Source organism: Agrobacterium fabrum str. C58 (assembly GCF_000092025.1).
Taxonomy (GTDB): domain Bacteria; phylum Pseudomonadota; class Alphaproteobacteria; order Rhizobiales; family Rhizobiaceae; genus Agrobacterium; species Agrobacterium fabrum.
On sequence record NC_003062.2, the window covers coordinates 109,582 to 132,558 of the forward strand.

20 protein-coding genes and 1 tRNA gene are annotated in these 22,977 nt (G+C 58.2%); 15 read left to right on the forward strand and 6 right to left on the reverse strand.

Features of this window, described 5'->3' with window-relative positions:
- Positions 1–241: 241 nt before the first annotated feature.
- Entirely contained in the window at positions 242–451 is a 210-nt protein-coding gene (locus tag ATU_RS00510; RefSeq protein WP_006309931.1) for a cold-shock protein, read from the forward strand.
- Positions 452–862: 411 nt separating this feature from the next.
- Here the strand turns inward: ATU_RS00510 and ATU_RS00515 are convergent, their stop codons facing one another.
- From ATU_RS00515 to ATU_RS00525, 3 genes are all read right to left on the reverse strand, one after another.
- Positions 863–2,254 (reverse strand): dipeptidase, encoded by a 1,392-nt coding sequence (locus ATU_RS00515; RefSeq protein WP_010970659.1) that lies wholly within the window; start codon positions 2,252–2,254, stop codon positions 863–865.
- Positions 2,255–2,418: 164 nt separating this feature from the next.
- A complete protein-coding gene (locus tag ATU_RS00520) occupies positions 2,419–2,853 on the reverse strand; it encodes a MarR family winged helix-turn-helix transcriptional regulator (protein WP_035214523.1) in 435 nt (144 codons plus the stop codon).
- Between the two features lie 289 nt (positions 2,854–3,142).
- Positions 3,143–3,553 carry a hypothetical protein gene (locus ATU_RS00525; protein WP_006309934.1) on the reverse strand — a complete coding sequence of 137 codons (411 nt, stop codon included), beginning with the start codon at positions 3,551–3,553 and terminating at the stop codon, positions 3,143–3,145.
- 91 nt (positions 3,554–3,644) lie between these two features.
- On the opposite strand from ATU_RS00525, the gene polA reads away from it, so the two are divergent.
- From polA to ATU_RS00575, 10 genes are all read left to right on the forward strand, one after another.
- The gene (polA, locus tag ATU_RS00530; RefSeq protein ID WP_010970660.1) at positions 3,645–6,641 is read left to right on the forward strand and encodes a DNA polymerase I; all 2,997 of its coding nucleotides are present in this window, start codon (positions 3,645–3,647) and stop codon (positions 6,639–6,641) included.
- Positions 6,642–6,717: 76 nt separating this feature from the next.
- Entirely contained in the window at positions 6,718–7,437 is a 720-nt protein-coding gene (locus tag ATU_RS00535) for a DUF1868 domain-containing protein (RefSeq protein ID WP_010970661.1), read from the forward strand.
- Positions 7,438–7,630: 193 nt separating this feature from the next.
- Positions 7,631–7,816 (forward strand): 50S ribosomal protein L32, encoded by a 186-nt coding sequence (gene rpmF, locus ATU_RS00540; RefSeq protein WP_003507205.1) that lies wholly within the window; start codon positions 7,631–7,633, stop codon positions 7,814–7,816.
- A 186-nt stretch (positions 7,817–8,002) separates the two neighbouring features.
- On the forward strand, positions 8,003–9,805 hold the full coding sequence (locus ATU_RS00545) for a sensor histidine kinase (protein ID WP_035256037.1): 1,803 nt from the start codon (positions 8,003–8,005) through the stop codon (positions 9,803–9,805).
- Positions 9,802–11,148: a sigma-54-dependent transcriptional regulator gene (locus tag ATU_RS00550; RefSeq protein WP_006309938.1), complete on the forward strand. Its 1,347-nt coding sequence runs from the start codon at positions 9,802–9,804 to the stop codon at positions 11,146–11,148. Before ATU_RS00545 ends, ATU_RS00550 begins: the two co-directional genes overlap by 4 nt.
- A gap of 199 nt (positions 11,149–11,347) precedes the next feature.
- The gene (locus ATU_RS00555) at positions 11,348–12,331 is read left to right on the forward strand and encodes a tripartite tricarboxylate transporter substrate-binding protein (protein WP_035256651.1); all 984 of its coding nucleotides are present in this window, start codon (positions 11,348–11,350) and stop codon (positions 12,329–12,331) included.
- Between the two features lie 99 nt (positions 12,332–12,430).
- On the forward strand, positions 12,431–12,892 hold the full coding sequence (locus ATU_RS00560) for a tripartite tricarboxylate transporter TctB family protein (protein ID WP_006309941.1): 462 nt from the start codon (positions 12,431–12,433) through the stop codon (positions 12,890–12,892).
- Between the two features lie 9 nt (positions 12,893–12,901).
- Positions 12,902–14,407, forward strand: a complete 1,506-nt coding sequence (locus ATU_RS00565; protein WP_006309942.1) for a tripartite tricarboxylate transporter permease — start codon at positions 12,902–12,904, stop codon at positions 14,405–14,407.
- A gap of 146 nt (positions 14,408–14,553) precedes the next feature.
- Complete coding sequence (locus ATU_RS00570; RefSeq protein WP_010970665.1) at positions 14,554–14,766, forward strand: SlyX family protein; 213 nt, start codon at positions 14,554–14,556, stop codon at positions 14,764–14,766.
- Between the two features lie 13 nt (positions 14,767–14,779).
- On the forward strand, positions 14,780–15,331 hold the full coding sequence (locus tag ATU_RS00575) for a DUF924 family protein (protein ID WP_010970666.1): 552 nt from the start codon (positions 14,780–14,782) through the stop codon (positions 15,329–15,331).
- Positions 15,332–15,399: 68 nt separating this feature from the next.
- Here the strand turns inward: ATU_RS00575 and dnaJ are convergent, their stop codons facing one another.
- The 3 genes from dnaJ to ATU_RS00590 form a co-directional block, all read right to left on the reverse strand.
- On the reverse strand, positions 15,400–16,533 hold the full coding sequence (gene dnaJ / locus ATU_RS00580; protein ID WP_006309945.1) for a molecular chaperone DnaJ: 1,134 nt from the start codon (positions 16,531–16,533) through the stop codon (positions 15,400–15,402).
- A 90-nt stretch (positions 16,534–16,623) separates the two neighbouring features.
- Positions 16,624–18,525 (reverse strand): molecular chaperone DnaK, encoded by a 1,902-nt coding sequence (gene dnaK / locus ATU_RS00585; RefSeq protein WP_006309946.1) that lies wholly within the window; start codon positions 18,523–18,525, stop codon positions 16,624–16,626.
- Positions 18,526–18,831: 306 nt separating this feature from the next.
- Positions 18,832–18,921, reverse strand: a tRNA-Ser gene (locus ATU_RS00590).
- A 221-nt stretch (positions 18,922–19,142) separates the two neighbouring features.
- Here ATU_RS00590 and ATU_RS00595 point away from each other — a divergent pair.
- The 4 genes from ATU_RS00595 (at position 19,143) to ATU_RS00610 (ending at position 22,977) form a co-directional block, all read left to right on the forward strand.
- On the forward strand, positions 19,143–19,460 hold the full coding sequence (locus ATU_RS00595; protein WP_006309947.1) for a hypothetical protein: 318 nt from the start codon (positions 19,143–19,145) through the stop codon (positions 19,458–19,460).
- 72 nt (positions 19,461–19,532) lie between these two features.
- Positions 19,533–20,183, forward strand: a complete 651-nt coding sequence (msrA, locus tag ATU_RS00600) for a peptide-methionine (S)-S-oxide reductase MsrA (protein ID WP_006309948.1) — start codon at positions 19,533–19,535, stop codon at positions 20,181–20,183.
- Positions 20,184–20,396: 213 nt separating this feature from the next.
- Entirely contained in the window at positions 20,397–21,389 is a 993-nt protein-coding gene (locus tag ATU_RS00605) for a BMP family lipoprotein (RefSeq protein WP_006309949.1), read from the forward strand.
- Between the two features lie 82 nt (positions 21,390–21,471).
- Positions 21,472–22,977: an ABC transporter ATP-binding protein gene (locus tag ATU_RS00610; RefSeq protein WP_010970667.1), complete on the forward strand. Its 1,506-nt coding sequence runs from the start codon at positions 21,472–21,474 to the stop codon at positions 22,975–22,977.

Here is a 22,977-nt window from a genome sequence, read left to right on the forward strand (position 1 = left end):
CCGGGTTTTTGCGTTTTTGGCGATCTGGTTGTCTTTTTATCCCTCCTCTCTGAGACGCTGCGCTGTTCAAAGAAACTTGACTTTGAGACCCTTCCAACCTACGTACTTCGCCATCGATATTTGTTTGACGACCAGAGCTTCGGCGTCTTTCCAGACGCTCACGACGATCTTTTCCTTCAAATTCGACCCAAGTCCGCACTGCTTGCAGTGCAAATACAATTGCCAACGGAAGGAAATCGTTATGGCGACTGGTACAGTAAAGTGGTTCAACGCAACCAAGGGCTACGGCTTCATTCAGCCGGACGACGGTTCGCAGGACGTATTCGTTCACATCTCCGCTGTTGAGCGTGCTGGTCTGACCGCCCTCAACGACGGTCAGAAGCTCTCCTACGAGCTGATGCAGGACCGCCGCTCGGGCAAGATGTCCGCAGGTGAGCTCGTCGCTTCCTGATAAGCGCTTTGGCCTTAAGGGTCATTCGCATGAATGGAGAGGCCGGATTTTTCCGGCCTTTTTCTTTTGAAAGACGTGCCGAACAGGCAGGTCTTGAAAAGGCGGGAGTGCATACCAATATAGGGTTCAGCAGTGTTTCGGATGAAAACTGTCAGGCGGGCATTTTGAAAGTGCCGCTGTTATCGTGTTAACCAAAGATTAACCGAAGCAGCCGATCCTGATGGTGAAAGGCAGCGTCCATAAAAATAGACGCGCCCTGGAACATCAGACCGTTGAACGCTTTGACCACGGATGTACTGGCACTGACGAAAAACGGATGGAAAGGTCGGGCTCGCCCGGCCTTTTTGTTTTTGCGATGCGCAAACGGAAAAGAGGAAGCGCCGGATTACCCGGTGCTTCCTCTTTTTTTTGTCATTTCGCTGCGAGTGCGTCCAGAATGCGGACCCAGGAGCGGATGCCCTTATGGAAGGATTGCAGCTCGTATTTTTCATTCGGCGAATGAATGCGGTCGTCAGTCAGGCCGAAGCCGACGAGCAGCGAATCCATGCCCAGCATCTTCTGGAAATCGCCGACGATCGGGATCGAGCCGCCCATGCCGATGACAACGGCGGGTTTTGGCCACTCTTCCGATAGCGCGTTTTTGGCCTTGGTGAGCACGGGCGAGTCGTAAGACAGCTGGATGGCTGGTGATGCGCCATGCTCGTGGAACTCCACGGAGCAATCGGCTGGAATTTTGGAGCGCACATAGGCCCGGAAGCTGTCGCGAATGGCTGCGGGGTTCTGCTCGCCGACGAGGCGGAACGACACCTTGGCGGAGGCTTTCGCCGCAATCACGGTCTTGAAACCATCGCCGGTGTAGCCGCCGATGATGCCGTTGACTTCCGCCGTCGGCCGCGCCCAGGTCTGCTCCAGCACGGAACGGCCCTTTTCACCCGAGGGAACCGAAAGGCCGACTTCACCGAGGAAGGCTTCCGCCGAACGTCCGAGCGTTTCCCAGGATGCCTTGATGTTGGCAGGGGGTTCTTCCACACCGTCATAAAAGCCGGCAAGCGTCACGCGGCCCGTCTCGTCATGCAGTCCGGCGAGGATATCGGTGAGGATGTGGATCGGATTTGCGGCGGCGCCGCCAAAAAGGCCGGAATGCAGGTCGCGGTCTGCCGCGGTGATGACGATCTCTTCGCCAACCAGCCCGCGAAGCGCAGCGGCGATGGCGGGCGTATCCCGGTCCCACATGCCGGTATCGCAGACCAGCGCATAATCGGCCTTCAGTTCCTGCGCGTTGGCGTCGAGGAACGGTTTCAGCGAAGGCGAGCCGGATTCCTCTTCGCCTTCAAACAGAATGGTAACACGCACTGGCAGGACACCATTGACTGCCTTATAGGCCCGGCAGGCCTCGACGAAGGTCATCAGCTGGCCCTTGTCGTCAGCCGTGCCACGTCCGGTGATCACCTTCCGGCCGGCGCCGATATCCTTGATGGCAGGCTCGAACGGATCATTTTCCCAGAGTTCCAGCGGATCGACCGGCTGAACGTCATAATGGCCGTAAAAAAGTACATGCGGCGCATCCTTGGTCGCCGCATCGTGATGCGCAACCACCATCGGGTGACCGGCCGTATCGCGCACCGAAGCCGTAAAACCGAGCGCGGAAAGCGTCCTCACCAGCCAGTCCGCAGCCTTGCGGCATTCTGCCTTATAGGCGGGATCGGTGGAAATCGACGGAATGCGCACGAGTTCGAAAAGCCGCTCCAGGCTGGAAGTCAGATTGTCGTCGGCGTTGGAAAGAATAGGGGAAACGTCTGTCATCGCTGATCCTGTCATGTCTGTCGTGACCCGGCGAAAGACGAAATATCCGGGCATCGCACATCGCGGGAAACAAGGCGCGGGCTTGTCGTGAATCGGCAAGCGCGTGGCCGCCGGAACGATAGAGCAGTTCACGAAAACTGCGAAGCGGTTTTGGACCGTAGACGTTATTTTGCTTTTTTTGCGCTTTCGATCGCCCGGCGCATATATTCCAGCAAAAGCTGTCGCTCGAAGCGGCGGAAATTCGCAAGCAATGTGTCTTCGGTGGCCTCGGAAGCGGCGATGGCATTCGCCTCCAGATCCCTGCCACGCTGGGTCAGTTCGATGATCTGGGCGCGGCGATCGCTCGGATGGGATTTGCGGACAATCAGCCCGTCACGTTCCATGCGAGACAGCGTGTTGGCAAGCGTTGCCTGTTCGACATCGATTCGATCAAGCAATTGCCGCTGGGTCAGGCCTTCTTCATGCCAGAGCTCGATGAGGATGGGAAATTGGCCGGGAGAAAAACCGAGCGCAGCGGCTCTTTTCTGCAGCGCCATGGTAAATTCCCGCGCCATCTTCGCGGCGAGATAGATTGCCGATTCATCCCGGGAAAAACCCATTCTTCCGTCCATGCACGTCGCCACCAGCGGAAAGCCGGTAACTTTAATAGCGTGGTATATATCGCATGATATGTTTAGACTAGCCCAAACAGGGGGCAAAATAAAACCGCCATGGCCGGGAGGGGTCGGCCATGGCGGTCATATTGGAGGACAAAGGCCCGGAGAGGGGGAAAGGCCTTTGTCCGGTCTGACGCGGCGGGGGACGAGCCAGCTATCAGACTACGGCGTGATCAGGCGCCGTCCTCTAAGAAATGTGTGTGCAAATGCGGCTTTTCAAGGGAAGAGCGGATTACAAATCGGTAAGGTGTGGTGACGTTTGGTCGCTGTATTGATTTTTCTTCCTCGCGTGCATCGCCCTTGCGAAATTGGCGGTCCCCGTAAAGGCGATCAAGAAGAAGAAAGATACTAGCTGGTTGCCAATGTCGTCTGGAAAAGGACGGAGTACAAGAATGAAGAATGCCGCCAGGATCGCTGAATTAAGGATGTGAAACTCAAGCGTGCCCAAAATACCGCGTTTAGAGTCGAATATCTCTGGGAAATAGCTGCGCAGACCCGTGCTCGCTAACAGGTAAAGCGGCACGACGAGGGCTTTGTGAAAAATCGTTGTTGCGTTATCCCCCTGCCACCAAGCGGCAATCGCGATTATGGCGGTGAGAAAAACTGCTCCGAAATAGGCCTTAAATATAGAAACTTTGGACATCGGCTTTTTCCCTAGAAATCATCAAAGATATAGCCTCGCATCTGATCTCGACGATAGACCTTTCACCTCTGGCGCGCTATCCATGCTACCCATGAAAAAAGGCGATCATCTCTTCCTCGTTGACGGCTCCGGTTTCATTTTCCGGGCCTTCCATGCCATCCCGCCGCTGAACCGCAAGTCGGACGGGCTGCCGGTCAACGCCGTCTCCGGCTTCTGCAACATGTTGTGGAAGCTTCTGAAGGATGCGCGCAATACCGATGTCGGCGTCACGCCGACCCATTTCGCTGTCATTTTCGACTATTCGTCAAAAACCTTCCGCAACGAGCTCTACGACCTCTACAAGGCCAATCGCTCTGCGCCGCCGGAAGATCTGGTGCCGCAATTCGGTCTGATCCGCGAGGCGACGCGCGCTTTCAACCTTCCCTGCATCGAAACGGAAGGCTTCGAGGCAGACGATATCATCGCCACTTATGCCCGGCAGGCCGAGGCGATCGGCGCCGATGTCACCATCATCTCGTCCGACAAGGATCTGATGCAGCTCGTCACCGCCAATGTGCATATGTACGATGCCATGAAGGACAAGCAGATCGGCGTTCCCGACGTCATCGAAAAATGGGGCGTCGGCCCCGAAAAGATGATCGACCTGCAGGCGATGACCGGCGATTCCACTGATAATGTTCCGGGCATTCCCGGCATCGGGCCGAAGACGGCGGCGCAGCTGCTGGAGGAATATGGCGATCTCGATACGCTTCTGGCGCGGGCAGGGGAAATCAAGCAGCAGAAACGCCGGGAAAACATCATCGCCAATGCGGAGCTTGCCCGCCTTTCCAGACAGCTCGTGGCGCTCAGAACCGATGTGCCGCTGGAGCAGTCTCTCGAGGAACTGGTGCTTGAGCCGCAGAACGGTCCGAAGCTCATTGCCTTCCTGAAGGCCATGGAATTCACGACGCTGACCCGCCGCGTCGCCGAAGCGACTGACAGCGATGCCTCTGCCATCGACCCCGCCAATGTGCCGGTGCAATGGGGCGCCGATGCCCATGGTCCCGATCTCGATGCGCCGGCCGCCGCTATGGCTGGTGACGTGTCCGCCGAGGGTAACAATAGGCCGGCTTCGGCTGTAGCTCCCGCAAAAAGGATGATTGGCGAAGGCAGCACGCCCGCCGATCTCACCACGGCGCGACAGGCGCTTTTTGCCGCCACCAAGATCGATACCACCGCCTATACGGCGATCAGGGATATCGCGACGCTGGATCTCTGGATCGCCGCGGCCAGGGAGGCGGGGGTCGTCGCCTTCGATACGGAAACGACCTCGCTCGACCCGATGCAGGCTGAACTCGTCGGTTTTTCGCTGGCCATTGCCGATAATGGCAAGGATGCCTCAGGCACGGATATCCGCGCCGCCTATGTCCCTTTGACGCACAAGACCGGCTCCGGTGGCGATCTCTTCAGCGATGGCATCAAGCTCGCAGAGGGCCAGGCGCCCTTTGCCGAAGCGCTGGAGCGTCTGAAGGACCTGCTTGAGGACGAGGCTGTCCTCAAGGTCGCGCAGAACCTCAAATACGATTACCTGCTGATGAAACGCCACGGCGTGGTTATGCGCAGCTTCGACGATACGATGCTGATTTCCTATGTGCTCGAAGCCGGCAAGACCACGCATGGCATGGATACGCTGTCCGAACGCTGGCTGGGTCACACGCCGATCGCCTATAAGGATGTAACAGGATCGGGCAAGTCGAGCATCACCTTCGATTTTGTCAACATCGACAAGGCAACCGCCTATGCGGCTGAGGATGCTGACGTCACCCTGCGGCTGTGGATGGCGCTTAAGCCCCGGCTCGTCTCGGAACGGCTAACCAAGGTTTATGAGCGGCTGGAACGGCCTCTCGTGCCCGTATTGGCACATATGGAGGAGCGCGGCATCACCGTCGACCGGCAGATCCTGTCACGCCTTTCTGGCGAACTTGCGCAGAAGGCTGCGAGCTTCGAAGAGGAAATCTACGAGCTGGCGGGGGAGCGCTTTAACATCGGCTCGCCAAAACAGCTCGGCGATATCCTGTTTGGCCGGATGGGACTGCCGGGCGGCTCCAAGACCAAGACCGGCCAGTGGTCGACCTCGGCGCAGGTTCTGGAGGATCTCGCGGCGGAAGGGGCGGAGCTGCCGCGCAAGATCGTCGACTGGCGGCAGCTCACCAAGCTGAAATCCACCTATACGGATGCGCTACCCAGCTATATCCATCCCGAGACGAAACGGGTGCACACCTCCTACGCGCTCGCCTCCACCACCACGGGGCGCCTGTCGTCGTCGGAGCCGAACCTTCAGAACATCCCGGTCCGCACCGCCGAAGGCCGCAAGATTCGCACGGCCTTCATCTCCACGCCAGGACACAAGCTTCTGTCGGCCGACTACAGCCAGATCGAACTGCGCGTGCTTGCCCATGTCGCCGATATCCCGCAGCTCAGAAACGCCTTCGAAAATGGTATCGACATTCATGCGATGACCGCATCGGAAATGTTCGGTGTACCGGTGGAAGGCATGCCATCGGAAGTGCGCCGCCGCGCCAAGGCGATCAATTTCGGCATCATCTACGGCATTTCCGCTTTCGGCCTCGCCAACCAGCTCAGCATAGCCCGCTCGGAGGCGGGGGACTATATCAAGAAATACTTCGAGCGGTTTCCCGGCATTCGTGACTACATGGAAGCGACCAAGGCGTTCGCCCGCGAGAACGGTTATGTCGAGACGATTTTCGGCCGCCGTGCCCACTATCCGGAAATCCGCTCTTCCAACCCATCCGTGAAAGCCTTCAACGAACGCGCAGCCATCAATGCGCCGATCCAGGGCTCGGCTGCCGATATCATTCGCCGCGCCATGATCCGCATCGAGCCGGCGCTGGAGGCGGAAAAGCTCTCCGCCCGCATGCTGTTGCAGGTGCATGACGAACTCATCTTCGAAGTCGAGGAAGCGGAAATCGAAAAGACCCTGCCTGTCGTCGTCTCAGTCATGGAGGATGCGGCCATGCCGGCTATTTCAATGAGGGTACCGTTGAAAGTGGATGCGCGGGCGGCCGACAATTGGGATGAGGCGCATTGACTGGCCTTTGAGCGGTCGATGTCATTGCTTTGTCGTCTGTGCAGACTAGGGGGAAACATCTCACAAGGAGTTTCCCATGCACGCCCCGCTCGTTTCGAAAGACCTCGACTATATCTCTACCGCCAACCACGATCAGCCACCACGCCATCTGGGCAGCCGTTTCAGTGCAGAGGGTGAGTTTTTGCCGGAGCCCGGCAATACGGTCGTGTGCCATCTTGTCGAGGGATCGCAGACCGAAAGCGCTATCGTCTCGACCCGTCAGCGTTTCCTTGACATGCCGGAGGCGTCGCAACTCGCCTTCACACCGGTTTCCAGCCTGCATATGACGGTTTTTCAAGGTGTTATCGAGTCGCGCCGGGCTCTGCCCTACTGGCCGCAGACCTTGCCGCTCGATACGCCGATCGACGCGGTGACGGACTATTATCGTGATCGTCTTTCTACTTTTCCGACACTGCCGGCATTCAACATGCGGGTTACGGGCCTGCGCCCGGTCGGAATGGTCATGAAGGGAGCGACTGCTGAGGACGATAGCATCGTGGCTCTTTGGCGCGATACATTCGCCGATTTTTTCGGCTACCGTCATCCCGATCATGACACCTATGAGTTTCATATCACCTTGTCCTACATTGTCAGTTGGTTTGAACCCGAGTGTCTGCCGCGCTGGCAGGCGATGCTCGATGAGGAACTGGAAAAACTGCGCGTCGCAGCGCCTGTTATACAGATGCGCCCGCCAGCTTTCTGTGAATTCAAGGATATGAACCACTTCAAGGAACTTGTCGTTTTCGATAAGAGGTGAGGTGGGATTTGCAGCCACCCACTGCGGTTCTGCATGTCGATTCCGCTGAATCGGAAAAAGATGCGTATCAGGGCTGGTCAAAGCCCGTTTGGGCATGTATAAGCGCGCCAAATTTCCGATATCGAGACATCCGACATTCGGCCTTTGGTTCTGGCCGGTTCCGTTGTTTCGCCGCTTAAGTGGAGTAACAAAAATGGCTGTACCAAAAAGAAAAACAAGCCCGTCCAAGCGTGGCATGCGCCGCTCGGCTGACGGTCTCAAGTCTGCAACCTATGTTGAAGACAAGAACTCCGGCGAACTGCGCCGTCCGCACCATATCGATCTGAAGACCGGTATGTATCGCGGCCGTCAGGTTCTGACGCCGAAGGAAAGCGCATAAGCTTTTCCGACATCATCTTTGCAAAAAACCGGTCCTCGTGGCCGGTTTTTTGTTTTCAGGACTGTCCGGCTGCCTTTTCCGCTCACTTGGAAAATTCCGCCACTCCTCCTACACTCTTTCATGGAGAGCGGGTTTGAGGCCTGCGGCAGGAGGGGAGTTTCGGTGAAATATCGCTGGATTTTGTTGATGTTTCTCGGCCTAGGTCTCGGTTATGGCGCCGTGACGAGAGGTGGCGGCATCATCGCGGAAAGCTATTTCGGCGAAATGTCCGATCAGGGCCACACGACGCTCCGGCTAGCCGTCTCGGCACTTGGCGGGCTCCTTAGCCGCTATGAGCCACTTCCCGCGCTAATCGCCGATCATGACGACATCGAGGAACTGGTCGCGCATCCCAAGGATGAAGCCCTGCGCCAGCGCGCCAATGTCTACCTCAAATCCATCAACACCCTGCTGGAATCCTCCGATATCTATATCATCACGCTGGATGGGGAGACGATCGCGGCCAGCAATTACGATGGGCCAACGAGTTTCGTCGGTGAGAATTTCAGTTACCGGCCCTATTTTCAGGATGCCGCCAAGGGCCTCAAGTCCCGCTTTTTTGCTCTCGGCACCACCTCCCACAAGCGCGGTTATTATTTCTCCGCGCCGATTCTCTTTAATGAAGAAATCAAGGGCGTCATTGTCTTCAAGGTGGATATTGAAGGCATAGAGGCATCCTTCGGGGATGGCGAAAACCGCATTCTGGTTTCGGACCCGGAAGGCATTATCTTCATGACCGGCACGCCGCAATGGCTTTATTCCGGCCTGATGCCACTGACGCCGGAGAGGCTGGCGCGCACCGAAGCCTCCCGTCGTTATGCTAATGCGACCCTCACGGAACTGCCGCTTAAAAACGGCAATTTCGGCTCGCACCAGCTGATGACGATCGCCCAGAATGATGGTGACAGGGAATATATGGTCCTGTCGCAGCCGATGCAGGATGCCGGCTGGACCGTCAGCGTGCTGATGGATACGGGTTCGCTCCGCACGCAGGTCAAGACCGCGATGATTGCCATCATCCTCTGCCTGTGCCTCGCTGCGGCGCTGATTGCCGCCATGCTGCAGAGACGGCGGCGTCTGCGCGAGCGCCTGACCCACCAGGCGGAAGCGCAGGCGGAGCTGGAGCGCCGGGTGGAGGAGCGCACGGCCGATCTGGCACGGGTCAATCAGGAAATCAAACACGAGATCGCCGAGCGACGCCAGACCGAAAAGCAGCTGCGCAAGATGCAGAATGATCTGGTGCAGGCGGGCAAGCTGGCGGCACTTGGGCAGATGTCGGCGGCGCTGTCTCACGAATTTAACCAGCCGCTGGCAGCCGCCAAGAACTATGCCGAAAACGCCTCGCTTCTGGTGGAGCGCGGGCGTCTGGAAGAGGTGACGGAAAATCTCAGGCGTATTTCCGGCCTGATCGACCGTATGGCGTCGATCAGCAAACATCTCAGGAACTTTGCCCGCAAGCCCAACGAGAAAACGGCAGCGGTGGGTCTGGAAACCGTAATTCGCGATACGCTCGAAATTGTGGGCCCGCGGCTGAAAGCCGCCGATGCAATGCTGGATATTGATCTTGGTCCGGTGCCGCTTGCCGTGAAAGCTGGTCCGGTGCGCCTGCAGCAGGTCCTCGTCAACATCATCTCCAATGCTGCCGATGCCGTGGAAGGGCGCGAAGATCGCCGCATTTCGCTACAGACCGTGCAGCACGGGCAGGCGGTATCGATTTTCATCCGCGACCATGGCCCCGGCGTACCGGCGGCGATTTCGGAACGCATCTTCGATCCGTTTTTCACTACCAAGGGTGTCGGTCGTGGCCTCGGTCTCGGCCTTTCCATCTCCTATAACATTATCAAGGATTTCGGCGGTCAGCTGCGGGTGAAGAACCACGAAGAGAGCGGCGCGGAGTTTGAGATAGAATTGCCAGCGGCGGCGTGGCGCACGGAGGCGGCTGCGGAATGACCATGTCGCGGGTTCTGTTGATCGACGACGAGGAGGAGCTGCGCTTTTCCACCGCCCAGGCACTGGAGCTTTCCGGTTTTGCCGTCACCATGCTGGCGAGCGCGGAACATGCGCTCGAACTGATCGGCTACAGCTTCGACGGTGTCGTGGTCAGCGATATCCGCATGCCCGGCATGGATGGCATGACGCTGCTGCAGAAGGTACGGGAGCTTGACCCGGAAATACCCGTCATCCTGATGACGGGCCATGGCGATGTGCAGCTTGCCGTCAACGCCATGCGCAACGGTGCTTATGACTTCATCGAAAAACCCTTCACCCCGCAATATCTCGCCGGCATCATCAAGAGGGCAAATGACCGGCGCGCACTGGTGCTGGAAAACCGCCGCCTGAAGGCGGTTGCCGGCAAGCATGACGATCTCGAAACACGCCTGCCCGGCAGAACCCAGGTCATGGTCGATCTGCGCTACCGCATCCGCGCCATCGGCGCGACAGACGCCGATACGCTGATCGTGGGTGATACTGGGGCCGGCAAGGAGGTGGTGGCGCGGGCGCTGCACGATATCAGCGCCAGAGCCAACCGACCCTTCGTCGCGATCAATTGTGCTGCCCTTCCGCAGACGCTGATCGAGAGCGAATTGTTCGGCCATGAGGCCGGTGCTTTTCCGGGCGCACTGCGCTCCCGTTATGGCAAGTTCGAACATGCCCGGGGCGGCACCATCCTGCTGGATGAGATTGGCTCCATGCCTTTCGAATTGCAGGGGCGCTTCCTGCGCGTCTTGCAAGAGCGGGTGATTACCCGTCTCGGCTCCAATGAGACGGTCGAACTCGATGTCCGCTTCATCGCCACCAGCAAGGTCGATCTGGAGCAGGAAGTTGCGGCCGGCCGGTTCCGCGCAGACCTTCTTTATCGCCTGAACGTGGCGACGCTTCTTGTGCCTTCGCTTTCGCAGCGGAGTGCGGACATACCGCTGCTCTTCCTGCATCTGGTACGGGAAGCCGCCGCCCGTTACGGGCGGGAGGATATGGACGTGCCGCAGCATCTGCTTTCCGCCGTTTCGCTGCGGGAATGGCCGGGCAACGTGCGGGAATTGCGCAATGCCGCGGATCGTTTCGTGCTCGGTTTGGAAAGCGATGTGTCCGAGGTGTCGCTGGCGCTTGATGATGACGGCACCTCGACGCTGGCGCCGCGGGTTGCCGCTTATGAAAAAAGCCTGATCGCGCATGCCATTGCAGTGCATGGCGGAAATTTGAAATCCGTCTATGAAAGCCTCGGTATTTCACGCAAAACGCTATATGAAAAAATGCAGAAATACGGGCTGCATCGGCATATGACCGAGGTCTGATGGGTGGATTTCCACCCATGGATGAGGCTCTTTGGGTTGAAATCCACCCATTGCCATCCATTGATAGCGATAAAAGTGGATGGCGTGAAGAGAGCGCCGTTGCTGAACGGCGATCTCGGATCGCAAATACCGTCACCCCGGCCGCCATGGAGGAGCATGCGCGGCTGAAGTGGCGATCATTTTCATCCGGGAGGAATCGATGAAAATACTGAACACAGTTACCGGCCTTGCTGCCGCCGCTGCCGTTTCCCTTTTTGCGCTGTCCGCATCCGCTCAGAACTATCCCGAGCGTAATATCACCATGGTCGTGCCCTTTGCCGCCGGCGGTCCGACGGATACGGTCGCGCGCCTTGTCGCAGAATCCATGTCGAAGGATCTCGGCCAGCAGATCATCGTTGAAAATGTCGGCGGTGCAGGCGGTACGCTGGGTGCTGGCCGTGTGGCCGCAGCTGATCCGGACGGCTATACGGTGCTTCTGCACCACATCGGCATGGCGACCAGCGCCACGCTTTATCGCAAGCTCGCCTACGATACGACAAACGCCTTCGAATATGTCGGCCTTGTCACCGAAGTACCGATGACCATCCTGTCGCGCAAGAACCTCGAGACCAAGGACCTCAAGGGTCTGATCGACTACGCCAAGGCGAACAAGGATAAGGTCACCGTCGCCAATGCCGGCATCGGCGCGGCGTCCCACCTGTGCGGCATGCTGTTCATGAGCGCCATCGAGACGCCACTGGTCACAGTCCCTTACAAGGGCACCGGCCCTGCCATGACCGATCTGCTCGGCGGCCAGGTGGATATCATGTGTGACCAGACCACCAACACCACCAAGCAGATCCAGGGCGGGACCGTGAAAGCCTATGCCGTAACGACGGCCAAGCGGCTGGACGTGCTGCCGGATGTGCCGACGGTTGTCGAAGCGGGCCTCCCGAAGCTTGAGGTGGGTATCTGGCACGGTATCTACACGCCGAAGGGTACGCCTGCCGAAATCAACGAGAAGCTCTCCAAGTCGCTGCAAGTCGCGCTGAAGGATAAGAATGTCGCGGCCCGTTTTGCCGAACTCGGCACCACGCCCTCGTCGGAAAGCGATGCGACGCCGGCGGCGCTGAAGGCCAAGCTTGAGAGCGAAATCGCTCGCTGGAAGCCGGTCATCGAGTCCGCCGGCCAATATGCCGATTGATGAACGCGGAACGACCGGCGGTATCTCGCCGCCGGTCGACTGCGGTCGTTTCAACAGGCGGACCGGTGTGGCGCCGGCCGTGATGGAGGGGCATCTTTCATGAAGTCTTTATTTAATGACCCTGCCGAGGCAATCTGCGGGGCAATTTTCATGGGGCTCGGCGTCTTTTTCGCTTTGCAGTCCTATGGGCTGGAAATCGGAACCGCCTTTCGTATGGGTCCCGGCTATTTCCCGCTCGTTCTGGCAATCATCCTGATCCTGCTCGGCGGTATCATATTCCTGCGGTCGGCCCGCCCGGCCGGTGAGGGGATTGGAGCAATCGCCTGGCGCGGCATATTTTTCATTTTGCCCGCGCCGATCTTTTTCGGTTTCACTGTCCGGGGTCTTGGCTTTGTGCCGGCACTGTTTTTCAGCGCGCTCATCGCCTCCTTCGCCTCGCACAAGATGAGCCCGCTCATGGCGGTCATTCTTTCCGCAGCCATCACGGTCTTTTCCGTCGCTGTTTTCAATTATGGTCTCGGCCTGCCGTTCCAGCGCTTCGGCCCCTGGCTTAAATTTTGAGGTGCTGCGATGGATCTGCTCAATAATCTTGCTCTCGGTTTCGTCACCGCCTCATCGCTGGCAAACCTGTTCTTCTGCCTGATCGGCGTGCTGCTTGGCACCCTGATCGGCGTGCTGCCCGGTATCGGCGCGACGGCGACCATCGCCATGCTGCTGCCGATCACGTTCCAGCTCGAACCCGTCTCGTCGCTGATCATGCTCGCCGGCATTTATTACGGCGCGCAATATGGCGGTTCCACCACCGCCATCCTGATCAATATGCCCGGTGAATCGTCCTCAGCCGTCACCGCCATCGATGGCTATCAGATGGCACGTAAGGGCAAGGCCGGTGCCGCACTTGCCATTGCCGCTATCGGCTCGTTCTTCGCCGGCACGGTTTCCACCTTCCTCGTGGCGATCTTCGCGCCGCCCTTGACGGCGATTGCGCTGGAATTCGGCGCGGCGGAATATTTCTCGTTGATGGTTGTCGGCCTCGTGTCGTCGATCGCGCTTGCACATGGCTCCATCGTCAAGGCGCTGGCCATGGTCGTCCTTGGTCTGCTGCTCGGTCTTGTCGGCACCGATATTTACAGTGGCACGCCGCGCTTCACCCTCGGCATTCGCGAATATGCCGATGGCTTGAATTTCGTGGCTGTCGCCGTGGGGGTGTTCGGTATCGCCGAAATCCTGCGCAACCTCGAAAACGAGCGGACCCGCTCTGTGCTGATCGCCAAAGTCAGCAGCCTGATGCCGTCGAAGGAGGACTTCAAGGCCATGATCGGTCCGGTGCTGCGCGGCACCGCCATCGGTTCTGCACTGGGTATCCTGCCCGGAGGCGGAGCGATTCTCGCTGCCTTTGCATCCTATACCGTCGAAAAACGCGTCTCCAAGAACCCGGAAGAATTCGGGCATGGCGCGGTGGCCGGTGTTGCCGGTCCGGAATCGGCCAACAATGCCGGTGCCCAGACATCCTTCATTCCGCTGCTCACCCTCGGCATCCCCGCCAACCCGGTGATGGCGTTGATGATCGGTGCGATGATCATTCAGGGCATCGTGCCGGGTCCGAACGTCGCGACCGAACAGCCGGCGTTGTTCTGGGGCATCATCGCCTCCATGTGGATCGGCAACCTGATGCTCGTCATCCTCAACCTGCCCTTGATCGGGCTGTGGGTTAAGCTCTTGACGGTGCCTTATTACGTGCTGTTCCCCATCATCATGGCCTTCTGCGCCATCGGGGTCTACAGCGTCAATTCCAACGTCTTTGATCTCTACGCCGTCGCCTTCTTCGGTTTCATCGGTTACGTGCTGGTGAAATTGCGCTGCGAACCCGCCCCGCTGCTGCTCGGTTTCGTGCTCGGGCCGCTGCTGGAGGAGAACCTGAGGCGCGCGATGATCCTGTCGCGCGGAGATCCGACGACCTTCGTCACCCGGCCGATCAGCGCCACCCTGCTTTTCATCGCTCTGGCCGTTCTGATCATCGTCTTCCTGCCGAGCGTGAAGAAGAAACGCGAAGAGGTTTTCGTCGAAGAAGACTGAGCAGCATCAAAATGTGAGACGCCGGCGATGGAAACATCGCTGGCTTTTTTGTGTCTGGTCAGCCGTGACGATTCGCTTCGCGAAAGCGACATATGGTTGACTCACGCGCCTTTAAGCTCAAGGAAGGGCGGGAAAGAGAGGTCGATATGACGTCGGAAACCGAAAAACGGATCATTGCGCTCGAGGAAACGATCGCGCATCAGGCAAAGACCATTGAGGAACTGTCCGACCAGTTGGCGGAACAGTGGAAGGTGGTGGAGCAGACCCGCGCCAAACTCGACCGGTTGACGGAAAGGTTCCTGAGCCTTGAGGAGCAATCTCTGGACGCGCCTGCCATCACCAGGCCGCCGCATTATTGACAGGGAAGAGCAGATGAAAAACGACACAGCAGCACTTGCCGCCGATATCGTCGATTTCTGGAAGAAGGCCGGACCGGACAAATGGTTCGACAAGGATGCCGCCTTCGACAATCACTTTCACGATCGCTTCCGTGATGCCCATTTTGCTGCCGCAAGGCGTGAACTGGATGGCTGGCTGGAAGGCGCAGAAAGCAGCCTTGCTTTGATGCTTCTGCTGGATCAATTCCCGCGCAACTGTTTTCGCGGCACAGCACATATGTATGCCACGGACCCGCTGGCGCGGTTCTTTGCCGACGAGGCCATCCGCCGTGGTCATGATCAGGCGGTGAGCGAGGATTTACGCGTTTTCTTCTATCTACCGTTCTCGCATGCGGAGGATATCGCGGCCCAGCAACGCGCCTGTGACCTGAACCAGCCGCTTGGCGGGCTTTATCTCCACCACGCCGAAGAACATCGCGATATTGTCGAGCGTTTCGGCCGCTTTCCGCATCGCAACGGGATATTGCTGCGGGAAACGACGCCGGAGGAACGGCAATATCTGGAAGAGGGCGGCTTTTCCGGCTGAATCCGAAACAAAAAACGCCGCCAATCCCGAAGGATGGCGGCGTTTCTGATGTTTAAGACCGGCGGCGATCAGCCGTCGAAGAATTCCTTCATCCGGGCAAAGAAGCCCGTCGATTCCGGATTGTTCTCCTTGGAGGATAGCTGCTCGAACTCCTGCAACAGCTCACGCTGGCGCTTGCTGAGCTTCTGTGGTGTCTCGATCTGAATCTGGATGTAGAGATCACCCGTCTGCGCTGAACGCAGCACCGGCATGCCCTTGCCCTTCAGACGGAACTGCTTACCCGGCTGGGTGCCTTCCGGAACCGTGACGCGCGATTTCGTGCCATCAAGTGTCGTGACATCGAAAGTGCCGCCAAGCGCTGCCGTGGTCATCGAGATCGGCACGGTGCAATAAAGATCGGCGCCGTCGCGCTGGAAGAACTCATGCGGACGCACGGACAGGAAGATATAGAGATCGCCCGCCGGCCCGCCACGCATACCGGCTTCGCCTTCGCCCTGCAGGCGAATGCGCGTGCCATCCTCGATGCCCGAGGGAATGTTGACGGACAGCGAACGCTCTTCCGTCACACGGCCCTGACCATGGCACTTACCGCAGGGGTCGGAGATCGTCTGCCCGCGGCCGTGGCAGGTCGGGCAGGTGCGTTCCACCGAGAAGAAGCCCTGCGCGGCGCGCACGCGGCCGGAGCCCTGGCAGGTTGCGCATGTCTTGGGCTGCGTGCCAGGCTTGGCGCCGGAGCCGGAACAGACGTCGCAGGTGATCGAGGTCGGAACCCTGATCTGTGCGGTCTTGCCGGCAAAGGCTTCTTCCAGCGTGATTTCCATATTGTAGCGAAGGTCGGCGCCGCGTTCGCGTCCGCCGGAGGACCGGCGCGCACGGCCGCCGCCCATCATCTCGCCGAAGATGTCTTCGAAAATATCGGAAAAACCGCCATTGGCGAAACCGCCGCCGCCCATGCCACCGCCACCCATGCCGCCATTTTCAAAGGCGGCGTGGCCGAAACGGTCATAGGCCGCGCGCTTCTGCGGGTCCTTCAGCGTTTCGTAGGCTTCGTTGATTTCTTTGAATTTCCGTTCGGAATCGGCATCATCAGGGTTTTTGTCCGGATGGAACTTCATCGCGAGTTTGCGGAAGGCGCTTTTCAGCTCTTTTTCGTCCGCGGTCTTGCTGACGCCAAGTGTTTCGTAAAAGTCTGCTTTCGCCATTAAGATAACAAGCCCCGCAAATGGATTTCCGGCTGCACGTCGGCAGCCGGATGTCTTGCATATGGTGTGAGGAGTAGGGAAGCCACGCGATTATGCGGACTTCTTGTCGTCCTTGATTTCTTCATAGTCGGCATCGACGACGTCATCCTTGCCTTCTGCGGAAGCATCACCGGCCTCGGCCTGCTGTGCTTCGTAGATGGCCTGACCAAGCTTCATGGAGACTTCCATGAGGGTCTGGGTCTTGGCCTGAATGTCGTCTGCGTCAGGCTCGGCGGCTTCGACAGCGGTCTTCAGGCTGGCAATGGCGTCTTCGATCGCCTTGCGGTCGGTCTCGGAAACCTTGTCGCCATATTCCTTCACCGACTTTTCGGTGGAGTGAATGAGGCTTTCGGCCTGGTTCTTGGCTTCGACACCGGCGCGACGCTTCTTGTCGGCCTCGGCATTGGCTTCGGCGTCCTTCACCATCTTTTCGATGTCGGCGTCGGAGAGACCACCGGAGGCCTGGATGCGGATCTGCTGCTCCTTGCCGGTGCCCTTGTCCTTGGCGGATACCTGCACGATGCCGTTGGCGTCGATATCGAAGGTCACTTCGATCTGCGGAACGCCGCGTGGCGACGGCGGCAGACCGACGAGGTCGAACTGGCCGAGCAGCTTGTTGTCCTGTGCCATTTCGCGCTCACCCTGCGAAACGCGGATGGTCACGGCCGACTGGTTGTCTTCGGCAGTCGAGAAGGTCTGGCTCTTCTTCGTCGGGATCGTGGTGTTGCGATCGATCAGACGCGTGAAGACGCCACCCAGCGTTTCGATGCCGAGCGACAGCGGGGTCACGTCGAGCAGCAGAACGTCCTTGACGTCGCCCTGCAGAACGCCGGCCTGAATAGCGGCGCCCATGGCAACCACTTCATCCGGGTTCACGCCCTTGTGCGGCTCCTTGCCGAACAGCTGCTTGACGACTTCCTGAACCTTAGGCATGCGGCTCATGCCGCCGACGAGAACGACTTCGTCGATCTCGGCCGCGGTAACGCCGGCATCCTTCAGTGCTGCCTTGCAAGGGGCGACAGTGCGTTGCACCAGATCGTCAACCAGGCTTTCGAACTTGGCGCGGGTCAGCTTCAGCGTCAGGTGCTTCGGACCGGAAGCATCAGCCGTGATGAACGGCAGGTTGATTTCGGTCTGCTGCGAGGACGAAAGTTCGATCTTCGCCTTTTCGGCAGCTTCCTTGAGGCGCTGCAGAGCGAGCTTGTCGTTCTTCAGGTCGATGCCCTGATCCTTCTTGAACTCGCCGGCCAGATATTCGACCAGACGCATGTCGAAGTCTTCACCACCGAGGAAGGTATCACCGTTGGTCGACTTCACTTCAAAGACGCCGTCGCCGATTTCCAGAACGGAAATATCGAACGTGCCGCCGCCAAGGTCGTAAACGGCAATGGTCTTGCCTTCCTTCTTGTCGAGGCCGTAAGCGAGGGCTGCTGCCGTCGGCTCGTTGATGATACGCAGAACATCGAGACCGGCGATGCGGCCGGCATCCTTGGTGGCCTGACGCTGGGCGTCGTTAAAGTAGGCCGGAACGGTGATGACGGCCTTCTCGACCTTTTCGCCGAGATAGGATTCAGCCGTTTCCTTCATCTTTTGAAGGATCATCGCGGAAATCTGCGAAGGGGAATAATTCTTGTCCTGAGCCTTCACCCAGGCGTCGCCATTGTCGCCCTTGACGATTTCGAAGGGGACGAGTGCCTTGTCCTTCTCGACGGTCGGGTCTTCATAACGGCGGCCGATAAGGCGCTTGACCGCAAACAGGGTGTTGGTCGGGTTGGTGACTGCCTGGCGCTTGGCCGGCTGGCCGACAAGGCGTTCGCCATCGTCGGAAAATGCCACCATCGACGGCGTGGTCCGCGCGCCTTCTGCGTTTTCAATTACTTTCGTGTCCTTGCCATCCATCACTGCGACGCAGGAGTTGGTCGTGCCAAGGTCGATACCGATTACTTTTGCCATGCTCTTCTCTCCTTGAAGCGAGCTGTCTGAACCCCGTGAGGCATTCCTGTGACAGCACCTTGACTTGGATTTGCAGCCTTCGCTGCTGTTATGCGGCGTATATAAGGAGCGATTTTTCCTGCTGCAAGGCGCAAGAGAGGGGGAAGCGCAGCAAAAAGCGCAGGAAACTGTTGTCTGTGCAGAAGCATAGCCATCAAGGCCTATAGAAACGGGAAAACGCGGCTTGATGCGGCGTTAAGTGAGGACCCTTGCCGCAATACTTGGCAGGGACTTGCAATGGTCAGACTCGGTAATGGCAAGGGGAAATGGCGGACAGGGTGGGATTCGAACCCACGGTACGCTTTCACGCACACACGCGTTCCAGGCGTGCGCCTTAAACCACTCGGCCACCTGTCCTTTTTTCAAATCTGCATGTTTGAAGAAATGCAAATCACTGGAACGGCGCGATATATACCGATGAATTCGCAGGGATCAACACGAATCTGACAGTTTTTTGAAATGTCGGCAATTTCCTGCCTTTCAACGCGGTTGCAAACCGGTTTTCCCGGCTTTATCGATGCAATATATGTTCTAAAACGTGGCTGTCGAAACGATGGGCCGTAGCCGAGGTGTACCTGATGAAAGCTTTTTTGCGGTTTTTGAGCTTTCTTCTCCTTATTGCGGCAATTTTTCTTGGTGTGCTCGACTCGATCCGCTCGGTTTCCACATCCTCGGTCAACATCACCGGCATCCTATCGGTCTGGAACTATCTTCTTCCTGCCTCGCGCACCATGGTGGAAGCGGCCTTGGCTCACTATATTCACCCTGAAGCGTGGCGCTTTTTTGAAAATGCCCTGTCGGGAGTTCCTGCATTTGCCCTTTTCCTGGCGTTATCCTTGCTCTGCTGGATGGCCGGTTACAGGAAGCGCAAAGTGATGAGACGCTCGTCAGTCTGACAAGGTGAAAAGCCAGCGCCTCGCAGATGTGAACCCTTGAGACGCGGCGGAACCGGCCGCACGGAGGACCGAATGTTCCTGTTCGATACGCTTTCAAAAAAGACGACGATGCCGACCGAGGAAACGGCTCTGCCCGGCCGTGAAGAGGCACTTGCAGTGCCGGAAACCCATTTCGTGAATGGCCGGCCTTTGAAGGGGCCTTATCCCGATGGTTTGGAAATCATCTATCTCGGCATGGGCTGCTTCTGGGGCGCAGAGCGGCTGTTCTGGAAAACGCCGGGCGTATGGGTGACGGCGGTTGGATATGCCGGCGGCTTTACCCGCAACCCGACCTACCACGAAACAACGACCGGCCAGACGGGCCACGCCGAAGTGGTGAAGGTGGTCTACGATCCGGCCGTGATCTCACTGTCGGGCCTGCTCAAGATATTCTTCGAGGAGCACGATCCGACTCAAGGCATGCGACAGGGCAACGATGTCGGTACGACCTATCGTTCCGCCATTTATGCGACGACGGAAGGCCAACTGCAGCAGGCGCAGAAGGCGCGGGATGCTTTCCAGCAGGCTCTGGATGAGGCCGGCCACGGCCACGCCATCACCACCGAAATCGGCCCGCTTGAAACATTTTATTATGCCGAGGACTATCATCAGCAATATCTTGCCAAGAACCCGGGCGGCTACTGCGGGCTGCGGGGAACCGGCGTAAGCTGTAATATAGGCTAGATTTTTTGCAGCTAGCCCGGTGGAAAGGCTAAAAAAGCGCCAGATCAAAGTTTTTCCACCGGGTCAAAAAAACCGGATGAATTTTTCATTGAGCCATGCAAGGATATCAGGCAAGCACAGCCGGGATAACGGCTGGCGGTTCCGCAGACATTCCCGGTTAACGGGATTGCGGGAGGACCCTTAAAATATCAATTGCAACAACAGGGCTGCACAATGAAAAAATCCCTTCTGACGCTTTTTGCGCTTGCCGCAATGTCGGCTTCCGCGCTCGCCGCGGATATCAAGCCGGCGCTGGTTTATGGCACGGGCGGCAAGTTCGACAAGTCGTTCAACGAGGCCGCTGCGGCCGGCGCTGAAAAGTTCAAGGCGGAAACGGGCATCGATTTCCGTGACTTCGAACCGACCAGCGACACGCAGGGCGAACAGGCCATCCGCAACTTTGCCAGCAAGGGCTTCAACCCGGTCGTTGCCGTGTCCTTCGCCTGGACCTCGGCCATGGAAAAGGTCGCAGCCGAATTCCCCGATACCAAGTTCGTGATCGTTGATTCCGTCGTCGAGCTGCCGAATGTCCGCTCCGTCGTCTACAAGGAGCATGAAGGTTCCTACCTCGTTGGTCTTCTGGCAGGCATGGCTTCCAAGACCGGCAAGGTCGGCTTCATCGGCGGTATGGATATTCCGCTGATCCGCAAGTTCGCCTGTGGTTATGCGCAGGGCGCCAAGGCGGCCAATGACAAGATCGAAGTCTTCCAGAACATGACCGGCACCACCGGTGCTGCGTGGAACGATCCGGTGCGGGGCGGTGAACTCACCAAGAACCAGATCGACCAGGGCGCGGACGTGATTTACGCGGCAGCCGGCGCGACCGGTATCGGCGTGTTGCAGACCGCTGCCGACAACAAGAAGTTCTCGATCGGCGTCGATTCCAACCAGAACCATCTGCATCCGGGTTCCGTTCTGACCTCGATGGTCAAGCGCGTCGATCTGGCCGTCTACAACGCCTACAAGGACGCCAAGGACGACAAGTTCACCCCCGGCATCGTTGCGCTGGGCGTCAAGGAAGACGGCGTGGCTTACGCGCTTGATGACAACAACAAGGCCCTTATCACGCCGGAAATGACCGCCGCCGTGGACAAGGCCAAGGCCGACATCATCGCCGGCACCGTCAAGGTTCATGACTATATGGCGGACAATTCCTGCCCGAAATGATATGATATGTGTCTGGGGCGCATGATGAATTTTCATCTTGCGCCCTTTTCATATCCAGCCTTCGGAGAGGTTAGGTTTGAGTATGGACCCTGCAATCGAGCTTATGGGCATCGACAAGAAATTCGGTGCCGTTCACGCCAATAAAAATATCAATCTGAGCGTTGCCAAGGGTACGATCCACGGCATCATCGGGGAAAACGGTGCCGGAAAATCGACCCTGATGTCGATCCTCTACGGTTTTTACCAGGCGGATGCCGGTGAAATCCGCGTGAATGGCAAGCCTGTTACGATCCGTGACAGTCAGGCCGCGATTAGTGCCGGCATCGGCATGGTGCACCAGCATTTCATGCTCGTGGAAAATTTCACCGTGCTGGAAAATGTCATGCTGGGTGCAGAAGGCGGCGCATTGCTGGCCAGGGGCCGGGCAGGAGCGCGCAGGGAACTGAAGCGTCTTGAAGACGATTACGGGCTGGAAGTCGATCCCGATGCGGTGATCGAGGAACTGCCTGTTGGTCTGCAGCAGCGCGTCGAAATCCTCAAAGCCATGTATCGTGGCGCCGAAATCCTGATCCTTGATGAGCCGACCGGTGTCCTGACCCCGGCTGAGGCGGATCACCTGTTCAAGATCCTTGGCGTTCTGCGCGAGCAGGGCAAGACCATCATTCTCATCACCCACAAGCTGCGTGAAATCATGGCGATCACGGATTCCGTCTCCGTCATGCGCCGCGGCGAAATGGTGGCGACCCGCAAGACATCCGAAACGAGTGTCGAGGAACTGGCCGAACTGATGGTCGGCCGCCGCGTGCTGCTGCGGGTAGAAAAGGGCGAGACGACGCCGGGCGATGTGTTGCTGTCCATTCGCAATCTCACCGTCAAGGACAGCCGTGGTGTCACCATGGTGGATGATGTCTCGCTCGATGTCCGCGCCGGTGAAATCGTCGGCATTGCCGGTGTTGCCGGCAATGGTCAGTCAGAGCTGCTGGAAGCTATCGCCGGCATCCGCAAGCCCTATTCCGGCGAAATCTGGGTGGACGGACAGAAGGTGGACCGCCCGGATCCGGCGATCCTGCGCAAGCTTGGCCTCGCCCATATCCCGGAAGACCGCCACCATATGGGGCTGGTGCTGAAATTCGAGGAATATGAAAACTCCATCCTCGGTTATCACCATGACGAGCGTTACGGCAAAGGACCCTTCCTGAACCCCGAGGCCATTCGTAAGGATGCGGTCGAGAAGATCGAGAAATACGATATCCGCCCGCCGAACCCGCAGCTGAAGACAGCCAATTTTTCCGGCGGCAACCAGCAGAAGATCGTCGTCGCCCGCGAAATCGAACGCGACCCGAAGATGCTGATCATCGGCCAGCCCACCCGCGGTGTCGATATCGGCGCGATCGAATTCATCCATCGCCGCATCATCGAGATGCGCGATGCCGGAAAGGCGATCTTGCTGGTTTCGGTCGAACTCGATGAAATTCGTTCCCTTTCGGACCGGATCATGGTCATGTTCGCGGGCCGTGTCGTTGGAGAAAAAACGGCGGAAGCCGAAGAACAGACGCTGGGCCTGATGATGGCCGGTATCGCCGCATGA